This is a genomic window from Phnomibacter ginsenosidimutans (genome assembly GCF_009740285.1).
Classification (GTDB): domain Bacteria; phylum Bacteroidota; class Bacteroidia; order Chitinophagales; family Chitinophagaceae; genus Phnomibacter; species Phnomibacter ginsenosidimutans.
Genome location: NZ_CP046566.1, coordinates 2,126,653 through 2,143,816 on the forward strand (window position 1 = coordinate 2,126,653; position 17,164 = coordinate 2,143,816).

Consider the following 17,164-nt stretch of genomic DNA (forward strand, 5'->3'; position numbering starts at 1 on the left):
TTATTAGGGATTCATTATTGTTGGGCAAATTCAATAACGGCGTTTGCAATATACTGCTGGGTTTCCAATGTCAGTTCGGAGTGCATGGGCAAAGAGATAACCCGGTTGGTGAGCCAGTCGGTTACAGGCAATTCATAGCCGCTGCCACCAAATGCATCAAACATTTTTTGGCGGTGCGCCGGCACCGGATAATAAATCATGGAAGGAATGCCTTTGCTGGCGAGGTGATTGACCATACCATCACGGTCTACACCTTCTAACTGCAAAGTGTATTGGTGAAATACATGGCGGGTATATTCAGCCCGGTAAGGAGTTTGAATATTGCCTTGTGCTGCAAACAATTTGTCGTAAGTATCAGCAGCAGCAATACGTGCTGCGTTATAGGTTTCCAAATTGCGCAACTTGATGTTGAGGATGGCAGCCTGAATGGTATCGAGACGGCTGTTGCAACCCACCAGGTCGTGATAGTAACGCACTTTTTGGCCATGGTTAGCAATCATGCGCAACTTATCAGCCAGGGCGTCATCGTTGGTAAACATGGCACCGCCATCGCCGTAGCAACCCAGGTTTTTGCTGGGGAAAAAGCTGGTGCAGCCAATGGTGCCCATGGTGCCAGCTTTGGCTTTGGTACCATCGGGGAAAATATAATCAGCACCCATTGCTTGGGCAGTGTCTTCGATTACAGGTAGGTTGTGCTTAGCAGCAATCTCCAGAATTTCTTTCATGGGCGCTGCATGACCATACAAATGCACCGGCACAATGGCTTTGGTGCGAGGAGTAATTGCGGCTTCTAACCTTTCGGGATCCATACAAAAGGTGCGGGGATCCACTTCTACAAACACGGGCTTCAAACGCAGCAACGCTACTACTTCGGTAGTAGCCACGTAAGTGAAAGACGGCGTGATGACTTCATCGCCGGGTTGCAGGTCCAGCGACATCAATGCAATTTGCAAAGCATCGGTGCCATTGGCACAAGGAATGACATGTTTTACACCTAAATATTGAGCCAGAGACTGCGCAAACTCCGCAACTGGTTTGCCATTTATAAATGCAGAAGATTCCAACACATCAATCACTGCCCTGTCTACTTCATCCTTAATTTTCTTGTACTGCGTATGCAAATCCACCATTTGGATGGTACTCATAGGGGTAATTTTAGCGTTGCAAACCTACATGAAAAACATTGACAATGAATACCAAGCGCAGGGTATTCTGAGTAAATAGCCTACTGCTTTTGAGCAATGCCATTGTTGAAAGCATAGTTTTGCAACAAATCGATGTTTTGCTAAGCATTCCTCTGTACCAGTTTTTTTTGTGGTTGTACCGCTTGATGGCGCTTTGCCTCATGCCTTTTAGTCCAAAAATTAAGTTGTGGGTAAAAGGCCGGCGCAATGGCATGCAGCACTGGCAGCAAATGCTACAGCAAGCCCGCCAGCGGCAAAAAGGCCCATTGGTGTGGTTGCATGCCTCCTCGCTGGGTGAGTTTGAGCAAGGCAGCCCGCTGCTCACTGCCATTCGCCAGCAATACCCCGATGCGCTGCTGGTGGTAACATTCTTTTCCCCATCGGGCTATGAAGTAAAAAAACATTACAGCGGGGCGCATTGCATTGGTTACCTCCCTTTCGACGGACCATTGTCTGCCAAACAATTTGTAGAACTCCTCCAACCCGATCTGGTGTTGTGGGTGAAATATGATTATTGGTTTTTTACACTACGGGCCATTTACCAACGCCGCATTCCACTGTTGCTGGTGAGTGCCATTTACCGCAGCAATCAGCCATTTTTTAAATGGTATGGGGGCATGCACCGGAAAATGCTCGGCTACTTCTCTCACTTTTTTGTGCAAACCAAAGAAGCAGCTGAACTGCTGAACACTGTGGTTGCTCAAGGAAAAATAACCATCAGCGGCGATACCCGTTTTGATGCGGTGGCGGCGGTTGTAGAACATTGGCATGGGCATCCGCTCATTGAGCAATGGATGGGCAATACTGAATGGGTAGTGGTGGCTGGCAGCACCTGGCCTTCCGATGAAGAAAAAATGGTGCACTACAGCAAATCTTATCCGCAGGTAAAATGGATCATCGCTCCACACAATATTGATGCTTCGGATATGGCTGATACAGTGGCGCTGTTTCCCAATGCCATTCGTTTTAGTGCATTGAATGAAACCACCGCAACAGCCGCACAAAATGTGCTCATTATTGATAATGTAGGCATGCTCAAATACCTCTACAAATATGGACGCATATGCTACATTGGTGGTGGCTTTACAGGAGATGGTGTACACAATGTACTGGAAGCTGCCGTGTACAGCAAGCCTGTAATTCACGGGCCTGAATACAGCAAGTATGCAGAAGCCATTGCCTTGTTGGAAAACGGTGGCAGCGCCATTATTGAATCGGCACTGGAGTTGGAAAAACTATTGCAAGAATGGATGATCCATCCGCAAATTGTAAGCAACATGGGTAAGGCTGCCGGCAACTATGTGCAGCAATACAGTGGCGCTACGCAAAAAGTGATGGATTACATTCAGGCAAACCGCCTTTGTACCAGCGATACAAACTGCTGAACCAGCGCATCATCTTCGCTCCAGCCCAATTTCAAGAGCAATTCCCGTTGCATCCAGTATTGTGCTTCCTGATAAATAGCAAAGCCGTTGAGTGTTTTTACACTCCGCTCAAACATTTGCTCATCGCCCCGAAAGAGGGATGCTATAAACTGATATTTCTCGCTGATGGTAATGGCTTTGCGCAAATCTGCAATCTTGCCGGGAACTATTTTTTCGGCCAGCACCGGCTCAGGTTGAGCAAACAACTCATTGAGGACTTTGGTGCGTTGTGCCAGTTTATCATTCAAATCTTTGGGTTCATTTCTTTCATCTTGCTCGGCCACTTCTTTGGGCGTTGGCATTTGCTCAAATGATTCCGGCAATGGTTGCAGCTTGGCCAATTCAATAGCTTCTGCTTCTTCAATCATTTCATCGGTAAGTGGCAGTTCATGCACCTCTTCTGCCGGAGGCAAAAAAGCTGCATGCAACTCATCCATGTGACGCAGTGCTGCTTTTACCATCGGGTCTGGAATGCTGTCGTAAGCAGGATGAACAATCGCTTCAACAGGGATGGTAGGTGACTGAACGACAACGGGTGTTTCTTCCATTGGCGCAGGTGCTACCACTGCTATGTGTTCTATTACTGGTTCTGCTGCGGGTTGAGGTTGTGCAATGGCTTCCACAACTACCGTCTCCTCATGCACAGGCATTGCCATGGGCTGCGGCTCCTCTTCCACTACTATTACCGAAGGTGGTTTGGGTGGAGCATATTGCACAGATGGCCTTGGCAATGTAGCAGCAGGCTTATTGATATTGTTCGTCACAAAATCGGTGCCGGCAGTAACGGCCACCGTTTCTTCCACAATGGATTGAACCGCCAGCAGTTTTGTTCTTAATTCTTCCACTCTGGCAAGCAAGGCACTATTATCTTCGCCACGGTTGGCAGCAGCGGCCAATTGTTGTATCAGTGTATGGATAGATTGCATAGAATAAGGTGATCGGTTTAAAGTTACACGCATCAACAATCGTAAAACGTAGCAGATTTATTCACAGATGTTTATTGAACCAAATTTAACAGGCGAAAGAAGGGGCTGGATCGAAGTGATCTGCGGCAGTATGTTTAGTGGTAAAACCGAAGAACTCATTCGTCGGTTGAAACGTGCCCGCATTGCCAACCTCAAAGTAGAAATTTTTAAACCGGGCATTGATATTCGCTACGATGAGGTAAACATTGTGAGTCATGATTCGAATGCGATTCATTCTACACCCATCGACAACTCACAAAAAATACTGCTGCTGGCGCAGGATGTGGATGTAATCGGTATTGACGAAGCCCAGTTTTTCGATGATGAAATAACACACGTGTGCCAGCAACTAGCCAATCGAGGTTGCCGGGTTATAGTAGCCGGTTTGGATATGGATTATCTCGGTAAGCCCTTCGGGCAAATGCCTTACCTCTTGTCTGTGGCTGATTATATCACCAAGCTACACGCCATTTGTGTGGAGTGTGGCAATATTGCCAGCTTCAGCTATCGCACTGGTGCCGGCGATCAGCAGGTGTTGCTGGGCGAAAAAGATGTATACCAACCCCTGTGCCGCAAGCATTATTTCGACAAAACACATTCCTGATTGTTCACCTGCCATTCTCCAATTTGTGAAAGCATCGGCCTTAGCAGCACTCATCAAAAAAGACGTTCAACTGGAACTGCGCCAACAGCAAAACCTGTATGGCATTTTGGTGTATGCACTCAGTACCATTTTCATTTTGTATCTGGCGGCCGGCAAACCCGATGCGGTGCAATGGAATGCTTTGTTTTGGGTAACACAGCTGTTCATAGTGGTGAATGCCGTTATTAAATCTTTTGTAGGCGAACCCAAGGGCCGCAGTTTATACTACCACAGCATTGTGCATCCGTTGGAATACCTGTTTTCTAAAATGGTGCTCAATGTGATCTACATGTTTATCCTTGGCGTTGTTTCCATCCTTTGCTTCACGGTGTTGTTGGGCAATCCCGTGCAAAACATGCTGGCATTTTTCGGCATTGTTTTATTGGGTGGCACAGGGCTTTCATTGGTATTTACCATGCTCAGCGCCATTGCTTCCAAAGCCCGGCAGCAGGCCAGTTTAGTAGCCATTCTTGGCTTTCCGGTAATTGTGCCGCAAGTGGTGTTGCTCATTCGCCTGAGTAAGTATGCCTACGGCGAAGTATTTAAAGCAGGCGTACCCTTGCAAATGACCGGCCTGCTCATCGGTTTGGATGCATTAGTAATTATCATGGCATCCGTGTTGTTCCCGTATTTGTGGAAGGACTAAATTCATGCTTTCAACGGCTGCGCCAAAAAACACACAACTATGGTACCTGCTATTCGTAAAGCTTTCAATGCGGCATTTACGCCAGAAAAATATGCGGCGTTTTTAGATGACATGCACCGCATTCATCCCGGAGATATTGAGTTTCGGATTGCAGAAACACCGGTGTTTGTGCCACAATCATTTACACAACAAGTACTGCAAGCCTGCGAAGACATTGTGGATGTAATTGTGCGGGATGACTTTAAAACGTTGACAGAATCCGCCATTCCGGCTGCTTATAAAATGGCTGGCGAAAATGCTCATACCGATTTCATAGCTTTCGATTTTGGAATTTGTAAAAACGAAGCTGGCGAATTCATTCCGCAGCTGATTGAAATGCAAGGCTTCCCTACCCTGTTTGGGTATCAGGTGTTTCACGATGCCATTACCAAAAAGCATTTTCCCATACCCGAAGGTTTTGATAGTTACCTCAACGGCCATAACCGCGACAGTTATGTGGCTTTATTGAAAGAAGTGATTATTGGCCGGCATAAACCCGAGGAAGTGATATTGCTGGAAATTTATCCTGAGCAACAAAAAACAAGAATTGATTTCAGTTGTACCAAAGACCTGATTGGCATTGAAACCGTTTGCCTCAGCAAACTGCGCAACGAGGGCCGTCGTTTGTATTACGTGAAGGCCGATGGCAGCAAACAATGCATCAGCCGCATATACAACCGGGTAATTTTTGATGATCTGGAAAAGCAACAATTGCCGGCAGAGAGCATCAATATCCTTTCCGATTGGGATGTTGAATGGTGTCCGCATCCGCACTGGTTTTACCGCATCAGCAAATACACTTTGCCTTTTATCAATAGCCCGTATGTGCCCGAAACAAGGTTTCTGCATCAGGTACATCCCTTGCCAGAAAACCTACAGGATTATGTGTTGAAACCACTCTTTTCTTTTGCCGGGCAAGGCGTCATCATCGATGTAACAAAAGCAGATATTGATGCGGTAAAAGATCCTGAAAACTGGATTCTGCAAAAGAAAGTGCAATACGCCGATGCCATAGAAACGCCAGACATTCCGGCCAAAGCCGAAATCCGCATTTTCTATTTTTGGCCCAAAGGAGCTGCACGACCTTTTGCAGCTCAAAACCTGGCCCGCCTGAGCAAGGGTAAAATGATTGGTGTACGCTACAATGCCGATAAAGAATGGGTAGGCGGTTCGCTGGTGTACTTTGAACAGTAACTTTTTATGTAAAATGAAACGGGGCAGTGATCATCACCGCCCCGTTTTTATTATTTACCAAAGAAGAAATATGCTATGACGACCGCTGCTATTACGCCTATGAAATCAGCAATCATGCCGGCCCAAATGGCATAACGCACTTTCTTGATGCCTACACTGCCAAAGTACAAGGCAAGAATGTAGAAAGTAGTATCGGCGCTACCCTGGAATGTACTGGCCATTTTGCCCACAAAGCTGTCGGGGCCGTGGGTTTTAAACACATCCAACATAAGGCCACGGGCACCGCTGCCACTGAATGGTTTCATAATGGCCACGGGCAAAGCCGGCACAAACTCATTGCCAAACCCCATGGCAGAAAAAGCATACGCAAAACCATTGATGATGAAGTCCAAGGCACCGCTTTCGCGGAACACCCTTATGCCCACCAGCATACCAACGAGGTAAGGAATAATTTTTACAATCACATCCCAACCGCCTTTGGCACCTTCTATAAAAGCATCAAACACATTCACTTTTTTCCAAAGTCCACCAATGATGAATGAGGCAACGATTAAAAACAAAATGAGGTTGCCAAAAACCTTGCTGAAGGTTTCACGGGTAAGAAAAACAGGTTCAGAAAAACTAGCCTGAGAAGGAAGTACGCTAATAAAGAGCATGAAACCCACCACCGCTGCCAGCATGCCAAACAACCACAACGCCAGCACCCGATCGAATTTCAGGCGTTGCCAAAAAGCGGTGACTACAATACTGGCCAAGGTGGTGATAACTGTACCAAGTACACAAGGAATGAAAACGCTGGTAGGATCGGTAGAACCAGAACTGGCACGGTAAGCAAAAATGCTGAGCGGCAATAAGGTAAGCCCACTGGTATGCAGCACCAGAAACATGATTTGCGCATTGGTCGCCGTGTCTTTATTGGGGTTCAGCGTTTGCAAACTATCCATGGCTTTGAGGCCAAATGGCGTGGCGGCATTATCGAGGCCAAGCATGTTGGCACTAAAGTTCATCACCATTTGGCCCATGGCCGGGTGCTTTTCGGGCACTTCCGGAAACAACCTTTTGAGAAATGGATTGAGAATGCGGGCCAGAAAATTGATGGCACCAGCCTTTTCGCCAATGTTCATGAGGCCAAGGAAAAAGACCATGACACCGGTGAGCGGCAATGCTACATCCATTACAGCACCTTTGCCCGATTCAAACATGCCATCAACCAGCCGTTTGAAAATTTCATAGTCTTGAAAAACGATGAGTTTAACCAAGGCCACCAACAGGCCTACAATGAAAAATGCAATCCAAACGTAATTAAGTGCCATGCAAACCAAATGAGGTTGCCAATATCCTTAATCCCGTTGATATTGCATCAATTCGAGCACAAACTTTCTGGGCTTCTTCTTCTTTCTACAGCAGGTGATGAATGCGACGCATCATCAGTGCAAATAAATAATTGAGCATTGCGTGTGATTTTATAATTGGTTGACAAATTTGATTCCAAAACCGCTGCACGTTTCGTTAAATACGTAAGCTGCCAATCTTCGGGATGAGCCACGCTTTTTTACGGATAAACGCAGCTACACCACTTCAATAAAGACAGTTTAACAGCCAAATAGTTTATTGCCCCTACTTTTGCAGCCTCAAAAAATATACTATGGCATTGCAGGCAGGCATCGTAGGGTTGCCAAACGTGGGTAAATCAACCTTGTTCAACGCGGTTAGTAATAGTGCCAAGGCGCAGGCCAGCAACTATCGCTTTTGTACCATCGACCCCAACGTGGGTTTGGTGGATGTACCCGATCCGCGGCTGGATAAACTCCGGGATTTGGTCATACCTGAACGTGTGGTGCCTACCCAAATCGAAATTGTGGACATTGCCGGACTGGTGCGTGGCGCCAGCAAGGGCGAAGGTTTGGGCAACAAGTTTTTGGCCAATATTCGTGAGGTTGATGCCATCATTCATGTGGTACGCTGCTTTGAAGATGAGAATGTACTGCGGGAAGAAGGCGCCATCAACCCTGTAAGTGATAAAGAAATCATTGATACCGAGCTGCAGTTGAAAGACCTCGACAGCGTGGAGAAGAAAATAGCCCGCATTGAAAAGCAAGCCAAAAACGGCGATGCCAAAATGAAGGCAGAACTGGATGTATTGCAGCGCTGCAAAGCACATCTGGAACAGGGCAAAAGCATTCGTTCACTCGACTTAGGCAACGAAGAAAAACCTGCAATTGCTGATTTGTTTTTGCTGTCTGCAAAGCCAGTGTTGTATGTAGCCAACGTGGACGAAGCCTCCATGCAAACGGGTAACAAATACAGCGAAGCATTACAAGCCATGGCTGATGCAGAAGGTGCCGGCATCATCATCATGAACAACTCTATTGAAGCGCAGATTACCGAAATGGAAGACCCTGCAGATAAAGAACTGTTTATGTCGGAATACCATATGGAAGAGCCAGCCTTGCACCGCCTGATTCGTTCGGTGTATAAGCTTGCTGAAACTGCAAACCTATTTTACCGCAGGGGTAAAAGAAGTACGTGCATGGACCATTCAGGAAGGTTGGAAAGCGCCACAGGCCGCCAGCGTTATCCATACCGATTTTGAAAAAGGATTCATCAAGGCAGAAGTGATAGCTTACAACGACTTTGTACAATATGGTTCGGAAGCCGCCTGCCGCGACAACGGTAAACTTCGGATTGAAGGAAAAGAATACATTGTAAAAGACGGCGACATCATGCACTTCCGTTTCAACGTATAACGTAGTTGAAGCTTTGTATAAAAGAAAAACCGCAGCCTTACAGACTGCGGTTTTTTAATAGCTTGATGCGTTCCAAACGCTTGATGATATTTTTATCGGCTGCCAATTTTTGCAACGCTGCCAGATGCCTGTCGTGGTGCAAATCGGTACCTACCCAGGTTACTAACTGCTCATCCAAAAGCTTTTCGGCAACCTTCTGCGAAGGCTTTCCATAATAGCCAGTCAATGACAAAATGTTGATTTGTAAATCGGCGCCAGCATCCACGAAAGATTCGTATTTATCGAAGCGATCGAAGTAAAACGGATAGCGTTCCGGGTGTGCCAGAATGGGCTCATACCCTTTGGTTTGCAATTGAAAAATCATCTCCCGGATATTGGGCGATTCGAAAGCAAAACTCATTTCGATGAGTATGCGTTTGCCGGGTAATTCTACCAAATCATTTTTTTCAAGAATAGCCTCAAAATCATAATCGGTCATGTACTCCGCAGAAAAACCTTTGAGACTTGTCCACCCTTTTTCATCCGTTGCTGTCTTCAATTTCCGATAGGCATCTTCAATGCTTGTTGGTGTATTGGGATGCACTTCTCCCAACACATGCGGTGTACAATACACTGTATGATAACCCAACTGCATCAAAGATTCCAGCAAAAACAAAGAGGTATCTACATCGGGGCTCCCATCGTCGATACCTGGTAACAAATGATTGTGCATGTCTGCACCAATGCATGACAGTGTATCTGATATAGCTGGTTCTTTTTTCTTAAAAAATGAAAACATGCGAATGATTCAGCTACCCTATTTTCTGGCAGTGAGCTACGAAAATACGTAATGGAAAATGGTTAATTGGATGCAGTTACCTGCGTTTTGTTCATTTCGTCAAACGACTGATAAATAGAGTTGTTGCTGATATACTCAGGCACCATGCGTTTCATTTGACGCACCACATTTTCGTCGTTGTTTTGAAAGGCTTCCTGCAGCAAGGCATCGATGGCTTTGTTAATGGCATAGAAGTCATATTCGGCCACCCTGGCTATCAATATTTTCTTGTGGTGTGTTGGAACAACCTCTTCCTTTTTATTGAGCAGTTCTTCGTACAATTTTTCGCCAGGACGCAAACCAGTGAATTTAATTTCAATGTCTTTACCCGGCACATAACCCGCCAGTTTAATCATCTTTCTTGCCAGATCCTGAATGCGAACAGGTTCGCCCATATCAAACAACAATACCTCGCCCCCATTTCCCATGGTTACTGCTTCCAGCAACAAAGAGCATGCTTCGGGAATGGTCATGAAGAAACGAATGATATCGGGGTGCGTCACCGTTAGCGGTCCGCCAGCAGCTATTTGTTCTTTAAACCTTGGAATAACCGAGCCATTGGAACCAAGTACATTTCCGAAACGAGTAGTAATAAACTTAGTATGTGTTTTGTGTACCGGAAGACCGTTTTCAGATACGGCATTTGAAGCCAAATGAACGACCTTCTTATCACGGTTACCCAATGATTGGCAATAGATTTCTGCAATACGTTTGCTCGCCCCCATGACATTTGTCGGATTGATGGCTTTGTCGGTAGACACCAGCAAGAAACGTTCTACTTCATATTCAATGGAGAGGTCTGCTAAAATTTTAGTGCCCATCACATTGTTGCGAATAGCCTCAGAAGGATGGTACTCCATCATAGGCACATGCTTGTAAGCAGCAGCATGAAATACAATCTGCGGGTGGAAACGTTTGAACAAACTTTCCATCGAGCTTTCTTCACGAACATCACCAATAAATAAGGCAATGCTACAATCGGGGAAATGATTTCTCAGTTCGTATTCCAGTTCGTAGAGGCCGGTTTCATTTTGGTCGCAAAGAACCAATACCGAAGGTTTGATGCTTGCTACTTGCCGGGCCAATTCGCTACCGATAGAGCCCGCTGCACCCGAAATCAGAATACGCTTACGGGAAATAAGATCTGTAACCTGCTGGTTTTGCAGTTTGATTTGCGGCCTACCCAACAACTCTTCAATTCGGATTTCCTTGAGTTGGGTAATGTTCAGCTGGCCACGAATCCATTGATCAATGGGAGGAATATTCCTCACCTGAATATCGTTTGCCAAGCAAAAATCAACAACCTGATTTTTGACATCCGCTTCCATTTCGGGTTTGGCAAACAATATCATACCTACCTCACCCCATTCTTCTATTACGTTTTGAAGTTGGTCGAGGCTGTAAATTTTGATGTTGTCGATGGTTTTACCAACGTAAGAAGGATCGTCATCTACAAATCCAACGACTTTATATTGCTGATTGCTTGCCTGCTCAATGGTCGTTTTCAATTGCGAACCGTTTATTTCGCCACCATAGATAAGTACATTGGTTTGCTGCCCCAAACTGAGGCTGGCACGGTACCAGGTTTTTACAATCAACCGATAGGCCACCATCATGAAGGAGCCCGACAGCAACGTAATAATTAAAATTGAAGTTGGAATCAGTACATGCGTCTGCCCAAAAGCGATCATACCAATGTTGATGGTACAAAGCATCAAAAACGAGGCAAACAAGGCAGTGGTGGTGCGGATAGCTTCGGCAAAACCAGAAAAACGGATAATGCCCTGGTATGTTTTAAAAACAAAAAAGAACAACGAATTAGTAATGATAACCAGAATGAGGTGTGTAAACAATGTTCCGGCGAGTACTACCTTAAAATCGAAATTGAAGCGCAGCAGGTTGGCGATAATGACCGACAAAGCGCCTATGAATGTGTCGAAAAGAAAGACCATCCATTTCGGTGCCACTTGATGGCTCAGCAGATACTTTCGAACCTTGTACACGGAATAGGATTTTTGTTTGGGTGAGTAAGAGGTTTGCAGTCAGTACCTATTCCCGTCAAATGTATGCCTATCCGTTATATTCACCAACGGACAGGCATACATTTTATTAGCGGGAATAAATATTTAAGCTGCTGTAATGCAATACTTTAGACATAGAAAACGGATTAATGCCCATGTGGGTCTTGTGTTGGAGCCTGTGCCGGCGCCACGTTTGGCTTTACATCCATAACTTCCAAATCGAAGATCAAATCGCTGAATGCTGGCAGTTTTTCGCCTTGTGCGTTGGAACCGTAAGCCAACATAGCAGGTACAAATAATTTCGCCTTAGTACCCTTGTTCAACAATACGATTGCATCATCCCAGCCGGGAACAACCGCACCTGTCTGTGCTACAAATTCAAATGGCCCAACGTGGCCGAAGGCTGGATCAACATTGGAATCGAACTTGGTACCGTTTTTAAGAGTGCCTGTATAGTTTACACTGATGAGCAAACCACTATCGGCTTTTGGACCATTGCCCTGACGTTCAATTTTAATGAATACGCCTTTGGGTGTTTTGGTGTAACCCGAAATTTTCTGCTCTTTCAGATACTCTTCCATAGCAGCAATTTCACGTTGTGTTTCTTTCTGGGCTTCCTGTTCCTGATCCTTATAGATTTCTTCTTGCCTGTTGAAAGTACCTAATACAGTAATGTAACCACGAATGGTACCCCCCCTGCTTAAACACATCGTTGTACATGAGGTAGCCACGCTTTTGCATGGTGTCTACATTGCGAATAAAAACAACAGAATCACCAATATTCATTTCGCCGAGGAAGTCGGTAAAATCATGCACATTTTTAGCTGAGGTATCAAACTGTCCGTAGGCAGGAATGTGCTTGTAAGTATCAACCAACACGCTATCGCCAATGGTAGCCCGGTAGTGCAGCTTTACAAACTGACCCGGCTTTACGGGTTGCTTTTTACCATTGTGAAAAATCTTGTACAAGATGCCGCTTTGTGTTTTTTGATAATCGGCATTGCCGCAGCCCATCAACAAGGCAGCCATGGCCACCGTCAAAAAAAGAAGACTATTTACTTTGCTGTTCAGTTTCATACAATGATTTATTGGTTTGACTTTCAGTATTTTACAATGCATTTCAAAAATTACTCAACAGTTTGTTGAACCTCGGTTCCCAATGATGCGGCGAGGTTAGGCAGCACTTCGTAAAAACGTTTTACCGTTTCTTCGAGACTGGCAGAAGACCGGCCACCGGCAGCATTTTTGTGTCCGCCACCTTCAAAATAAGCCCGGGCAAATTGATTAACATCTACATCTCCTTTACTTCTGAATGACCATTTCCGTTCTTCATCTCGGTCAATAACGATGGCGGCCATTTTTATGCCTTGAATGCTCAGCGGATAATTGACCAAGCCCTCTGTATCGCCGGTGGTAATATCAAATTTGTACAAATCAGCTTTGCTGATAACCATCAGCGCCGTATTCATTTCGTATATCACTTCCATCCTGTTGAGCAGCACATGACCAATGAAGCGCAGCCTGTTTTCCAGAAAGCTGTCGTAAATATGATCGTGTACCAGCGAATGTGCAAATCCTGTTTGCTTTAAATGAGCAATCATACTGTGCACGGAGGCTGTGGTAGAAGGAAAACGGAATGAACCCGTATCTGTCATTACCCCTGTATACAAACAGCGGGCCATATCTTGGTTGAGTAAGTGGCCACCACCCGATTCAACAATAAAATCATACACCATTTCACAGGTACTGCTTTTGCCTGTATCACTTATGCCGTAGGCAAACATGTGCGTTTGCGGCTCCTGATGATGATCAATGAGAATACGTAAACCACCCGCAGCTGCCAATGATGGCTCCATGCGTTTGGTACGAATGAGTGTATTAAAATCCAGACAAAACAACCAGTCGGCTTCTGCTATGAGTTGATCGGCATGCTTGGTTTTGGCTTCGTAATCAACTACGCTGTCTACGCCAGGCATCCAGTTGAGAAAAGCGGCCCAATTGGTAGGCGAAATAACTACAGCCTGGTGCCCCAAAGCTGTGAGGTAATGATACAGCCCCAATGTTGAGCCCATGGCATCCCCATCAGGTTTTTGGTGGCAGGTAATCACCACTTTCTTGGGCGTTTCCTTCAGCAGCGGGTAAAATGTATCGATTGTATTCATGATGAATTGGCCGCAAAATTCTGCCCACAGGGCCTTACAGGCAAATAAATGTTTGCAAGAATTGTCTCTCAGCTGTGTATAAATGCCTTTTGCGGCAGTTAGTGACCATTCGTAGCTGGGGTGCTTTTCCAAGCTATACCAAAAAGCAGTACAGCAAAAAGTCCGGCACTTGCTAATCCCGCAGCCATACAAATGGCCATTTGTATTTGGGAAATGTTGTTGTAGAAATACCAATAATAACCTGCTCCGCAAATGGTGACTATCAGTGCCAACAATATGCACCATAAGTTTTTGTAGAATTTCCCATTGCTTGATTGCCAATAACTTAGTGATACATATATACTGTAAGAAATCATACCAATACTTAACGGTACCAGCAACTGACCTACTGAATTGAAGGACGCTCCAAATAGCCAACCGTACACACTTGCCGGTAGGAAGGAAATGACGACCGCTGCCCCACTCATCGCCAGCAGCAATAACAGCAGCAAACGGAAAAATTTCCGGTACAGGCTTTTGTCAGGAATTTGCCCTGCATGCTGGCTGTAGAAAATCTGGCCTACGCTTCCGGGCAATAACAGGAGCGCTTCTGCCAGCGCCATGCTATTGGAAAACGAACCCAGCAGCGTAGCCGGCAATACAAAAAAGGGCAACCTGTTATTGATTAATCCTACCAACTGAACCGACTGATTGACAGCGCCTGCTTTCAGCATGGTTTGCAAAAGTGTTGCTTTGCTTGTGGTTTGAATACTGTCTCCTTCAATCGCAGCATCTTTTATCACCAAAAAATATTGAGCTGCCAACGCAATTGTCCAAACTAGCAACATGGCCAACAGAAAGCCGAGTTTGCCTAAACCTATCGCAATAAATAAGTAAGAAAACAATGCAATACCGGCTGCAGCACCCGTTCCACTCATATTGAACGCTCCAAACTTTTGCATACCCAACAATACATGCCCCTGAAAAGAAAATACAGCATTACAATAACCAGCAGCCATCAGCAAAATGGTTTCTGTAACAGTTAACTGAGCCAAGCAACCAGCCGCTCCACCGGCCAGCAATGCTACAGCTGCGGCCCATTGCAGATAAATATTGCGCAATGCTTTTCTCGAAAATTGCTGCATCAGATACACCACCGTTGCACCTCCAGCCATATCTGCCAGCAATAATATCAGCGCAATAATCAATGCATAAAGAGCACACACGCCACGGTCTGCCTCGCCCAATAATTGCGAAAGCAAAACAATGCTGGCAAAGTTGAACAATGCCGTGAGCAACTTAGCCCCCCACGAAAATGCAGCCAGTCTGTACATTGTTGCGAATATCAATTTTATTTGATTTGCCCACGAACGGGCAGATTGCCTTTATTTTGAATTTAATTTATTAATAGACCTCGTTGGTCAGTACAACCCATTGTAAAGAATATGTGCGGAATCGTTGGCTACATAGGTGAACGTCAGGCCTATCCGGTAGTAGTAAAAGGTTTGAAAAGATTAGAATACAGAGGTTATGATAGTGCAGGTGTAGCACTCATAGACCAGCAACAACTGAGCATTCATAAGAAAAAAGGTAAAGTAGCAGACATGGAAGAATCCATTGTTGGCGCTACGTTGGGCGGCCATATTGGTATCGGCCATACCCGTTGGGCCACACATGGCGAACCCAGCGACCGCAATGCCCATCCCCACCGTTCGGCTTCAGGAAAACTGGCCATGATACACAACGGTATCATTGAAAACTATGTTGCAATTAAAGAAGAACTGATGCACAAGGGGTATCAGTTCCTCAGCGATACCGATACAGAAGTGCTGCTCAATTTCATTGAAGACATTCGCATCAATAATGATTGTCCGCTTGAAGAAGCCTTACGCATTGCCCTGAAACGCATTGTGGGTGCCTACTGTATTTTATTGATTGACGAAGATGACCCCGATACCATTTTGGCTGCCCGCAAAGGTTCTCCGCTGGTTATTGGGATTGGTAAAAATGAACACTTCCTTGCCAGCGATGCATCACCCATTATTGAATACACCAAAGAAGTGGTGTATGTAAATGACTACCAGGTAGCCATTGTAAAAAAAGATGAGTTGGTGCTGAAAAACCTCGGCAATGAAAAAGTAACACCCTTTATTACCAAGCTCGATATGGAACTGGCAGCCATTGAAAAAGGCGGCTACGACCATTTCATGCTCAAAGAAATTCATGAGCAACCCACCACTATTTTCGATTGCCTGCGTGGCCGACTATTGCCCGAAACAGGCATGATAAAAATGGGAGGCATCGAAGCCAATATCGAAGCCCTCATCAATGCACCTCGCATCATTATTGTAGCCTGTGGTACCAGCTGGCATGCAGGTTTGGTAGCCGAATACCTGATTGAAGAAACCTGTCGCATACCCGTAGAAGTAGAATATGCTTCAGAATTCAGATACCGCAATCCCATCATTCAAAAAGGCGATGTGATAATCGCCATCAGCCAGAGTGGCGAAACAGCCGATACCCTGGTGGCATTGGAAAATGCCAAAGAGCAAGGTGCTTTCATTTTCGGTATTGTCAATAGTGTGGGTAGTAGCATTGCCCGCCTGAGCCATGCCGGAGCTTACACGCACAGCGGCCCAGAAATTGGCGTTGCCAGCACTAAAGCATTTACCGGACAGTTGGCCGTTATCACCATGATGGCTTTGAAAATGGCCAAAGCCAAAGGCAGCATCAGCGATGAGAAATACATGAACCTGCTGCACGAACTGCAGGCCATTCCTGAAAAAGTAGCTGCTATACTGAAAAATACTACTGGTATTGAAGCCATTGCAGACAAATACAAAGACGCTACTGATTTTCTGTTCCTTGGCCGAGGCTACAATTTCCCGGTGGCGCTGGAAGGTGCATTGAAGCTGAAGGAAATCAGCTACATACACGCCGAAGGCTACCCGGCTGCAGAAATGAAACATGGCCCGATTGCACTGGTAGATGAAAACCTGCCGGTGGTGTTTGTGACTACCCGGGATCGTTTCTATGAGAAAATTGTGTCCAACGTACAGGAAATCAAAGCCCGCAAAGGCAAGGTGATTTGCATCGCTTCCGAAGGCGACACAGTAATTCCGGAGATGGCCGACGACACCATTTTTGTACCCGATGCCGACGAATTGGTGGGCCCGTTGCTGAGTGTGGTGCCGCTACAACTGCTTAGTTATTATGTGGGACTGAAAAAAGGATATGATGTAGATAAACCCCGAAATCTGGCCAAAAGCGTAACGGTCGAGTAATTTCCGTAGGCTTTTCCACGCTTTTATGCCCCCTGTGGGAAACATTTGACAATGCCATC

16 protein-coding genes are annotated in these 17,164 nt (G+C 45.6%); 7 read left to right on the top strand and 9 right to left on the bottom strand.

What is annotated here, in order from left to right; genetic code table 11:
* Window positions 1–14: 14 nt before the first annotated feature.
* Entirely contained in the window at window positions 15–1,145 is a 1,131-nt protein-coding gene (locus GLV81_RS09285) for a DegT/DnrJ/EryC1/StrS family aminotransferase (RefSeq protein WP_157478621.1), read from the bottom strand.
* A gap of 137 nt (window positions 1,146–1,282) precedes the next feature.
* Here GLV81_RS09285 and GLV81_RS09290 point away from each other — a divergent pair, with 137 nt between their 5' ends.
* Window positions 1,283–2,569 (top strand): 3-deoxy-D-manno-octulosonic acid transferase, encoded by a 1,287-nt coding sequence (locus GLV81_RS09290; RefSeq protein WP_246186354.1) that lies wholly within the window; start codon window positions 1,283–1,285, stop codon window positions 2,567–2,569.
* Here GLV81_RS09290 and GLV81_RS09295 read toward each other — a convergent pair.
* Window positions 2,530–3,534 carry a hypothetical protein gene (locus tag GLV81_RS09295; RefSeq protein ID WP_157478622.1) on the bottom strand — a complete coding sequence of 335 codons (1,005 nt, stop codon included), beginning with the start codon at window positions 3,532–3,534 and terminating at the stop codon, window positions 2,530–2,532. The genes GLV81_RS09290 and GLV81_RS09295 overlap by 40 nt on opposite strands.
* 67 nt (window positions 3,535–3,601) lie before the next feature.
* Here GLV81_RS09295 and GLV81_RS09300 point away from each other — a divergent pair, with 67 nt between their 5' ends.
* The 3 genes from GLV81_RS09300 to GLV81_RS09310 are packed head-to-tail and all read left to right on the top strand — an operon-like array spanning window position 3,602 to window position 6,095.
* Window positions 3,602–4,177 (top strand): thymidine kinase, encoded by a 576-nt coding sequence (locus GLV81_RS09300; RefSeq protein ID WP_157478623.1) that lies wholly within the window; start codon window positions 3,602–3,604, stop codon window positions 4,175–4,177.
* 25 nt (window positions 4,178–4,202) lie between these two features.
* Complete coding sequence (locus tag GLV81_RS09305) at window positions 4,203–4,862, top strand: heme exporter protein CcmB (protein ID WP_246186355.1); 660 nt, start codon at window positions 4,203–4,205, stop codon at window positions 4,860–4,862.
* A gap of 39 nt (window positions 4,863–4,901) precedes the next feature.
* Entirely contained in the window at window positions 4,902–6,095 is a 1,194-nt protein-coding gene (locus tag GLV81_RS09310; RefSeq protein ID WP_157478625.1) for a hypothetical protein, read from the top strand.
* Window positions 6,096–6,145: 50 nt separating this feature from the next.
* Here the strand turns inward: GLV81_RS09310 and GLV81_RS09315 are convergent, their stop codons facing one another.
* Window positions 6,146–7,408, bottom strand: coding sequence for a nucleoside recognition domain-containing protein (locus tag GLV81_RS09315; RefSeq protein ID WP_157478626.1), 1,263 nt, complete (start codon window positions 7,406–7,408; stop codon window positions 6,146–6,148).
* Between the two features lie 332 nt (window positions 7,409–7,740).
* On the opposite strand from GLV81_RS09315, the gene ychF reads away from it, so the two are divergent.
* Both ychF and GLV81_RS21725 read left to right on the top strand, forming a co-directional pair.
* Window positions 7,741–8,688, top strand: a complete 948-nt coding sequence (ychF, locus tag GLV81_RS09320) for a redox-regulated ATPase YchF (RefSeq protein WP_281350816.1) — start codon at window positions 7,741–7,743, stop codon at window positions 8,686–8,688.
* Complete coding sequence (locus tag GLV81_RS21725) at window positions 8,576–8,842, top strand: DUF933 domain-containing protein (RefSeq protein WP_281350817.1); 267 nt, start codon at window positions 8,576–8,578, stop codon at window positions 8,840–8,842. Before ychF ends, GLV81_RS21725 begins: the two co-directional genes overlap by 113 nt.
* 37 nt (window positions 8,843–8,879) lie before the next feature.
* Here the strand turns inward: GLV81_RS21725 and GLV81_RS09325 are convergent, their stop codons facing one another.
* From GLV81_RS09325 to GLV81_RS09350, 6 genes are all read right to left on the bottom strand, one after another.
* Complete coding sequence (locus GLV81_RS09325; RefSeq protein ID WP_157478627.1) at window positions 8,880–9,620, bottom strand: tyrosine-protein phosphatase; 741 nt, start codon at window positions 9,618–9,620, stop codon at window positions 8,880–8,882.
* Window positions 9,621–9,682: 62 nt separating this feature from the next.
* Complete coding sequence (locus tag GLV81_RS09330) at window positions 9,683–11,662, bottom strand: polysaccharide biosynthesis protein (RefSeq protein ID WP_157478628.1); 1,980 nt, start codon at window positions 11,660–11,662, stop codon at window positions 9,683–9,685.
* A 164-nt stretch (window positions 11,663–11,826) separates the two neighbouring features.
* The gene (locus GLV81_RS09335) at window positions 11,827–12,261 is read right to left on the bottom strand and encodes an FKBP-type peptidyl-prolyl cis-trans isomerase (protein WP_197429057.1); all 435 of its coding nucleotides are present in this window, start codon (window positions 12,259–12,261) and stop codon (window positions 11,827–11,829) included.
* Between the two features lie 49 nt (window positions 12,262–12,310).
* Window positions 12,311–12,757, bottom strand: coding sequence for a hypothetical protein (locus GLV81_RS09340; protein ID WP_157478630.1), 447 nt, complete (start codon window positions 12,755–12,757; stop codon window positions 12,311–12,313).
* Between the two features lie 50 nt (window positions 12,758–12,807).
* Window positions 12,808–13,842 (bottom strand): DHH family phosphoesterase, encoded by a 1,035-nt coding sequence (locus GLV81_RS09345; RefSeq protein WP_157478631.1) that lies wholly within the window; start codon window positions 13,840–13,842, stop codon window positions 12,808–12,810.
* A gap of 98 nt (window positions 13,843–13,940) precedes the next feature.
* Complete coding sequence (locus tag GLV81_RS09350; protein ID WP_157478632.1) at window positions 13,941–15,155, bottom strand: hypothetical protein; 1,215 nt, start codon at window positions 15,153–15,155, stop codon at window positions 13,941–13,943.
* Between the two features lie 111 nt (window positions 15,156–15,266).
* Between GLV81_RS09350 and glmS the strand changes: the two genes are divergently transcribed.
* Window positions 15,267–17,105, top strand: coding sequence for a glutamine--fructose-6-phosphate transaminase (isomerizing) (gene glmS / locus GLV81_RS09355; RefSeq protein WP_157478633.1), 1,839 nt, complete (start codon window positions 15,267–15,269; stop codon window positions 17,103–17,105).
* Window positions 17,106–17,164 lie beyond the last annotated feature (59 nt).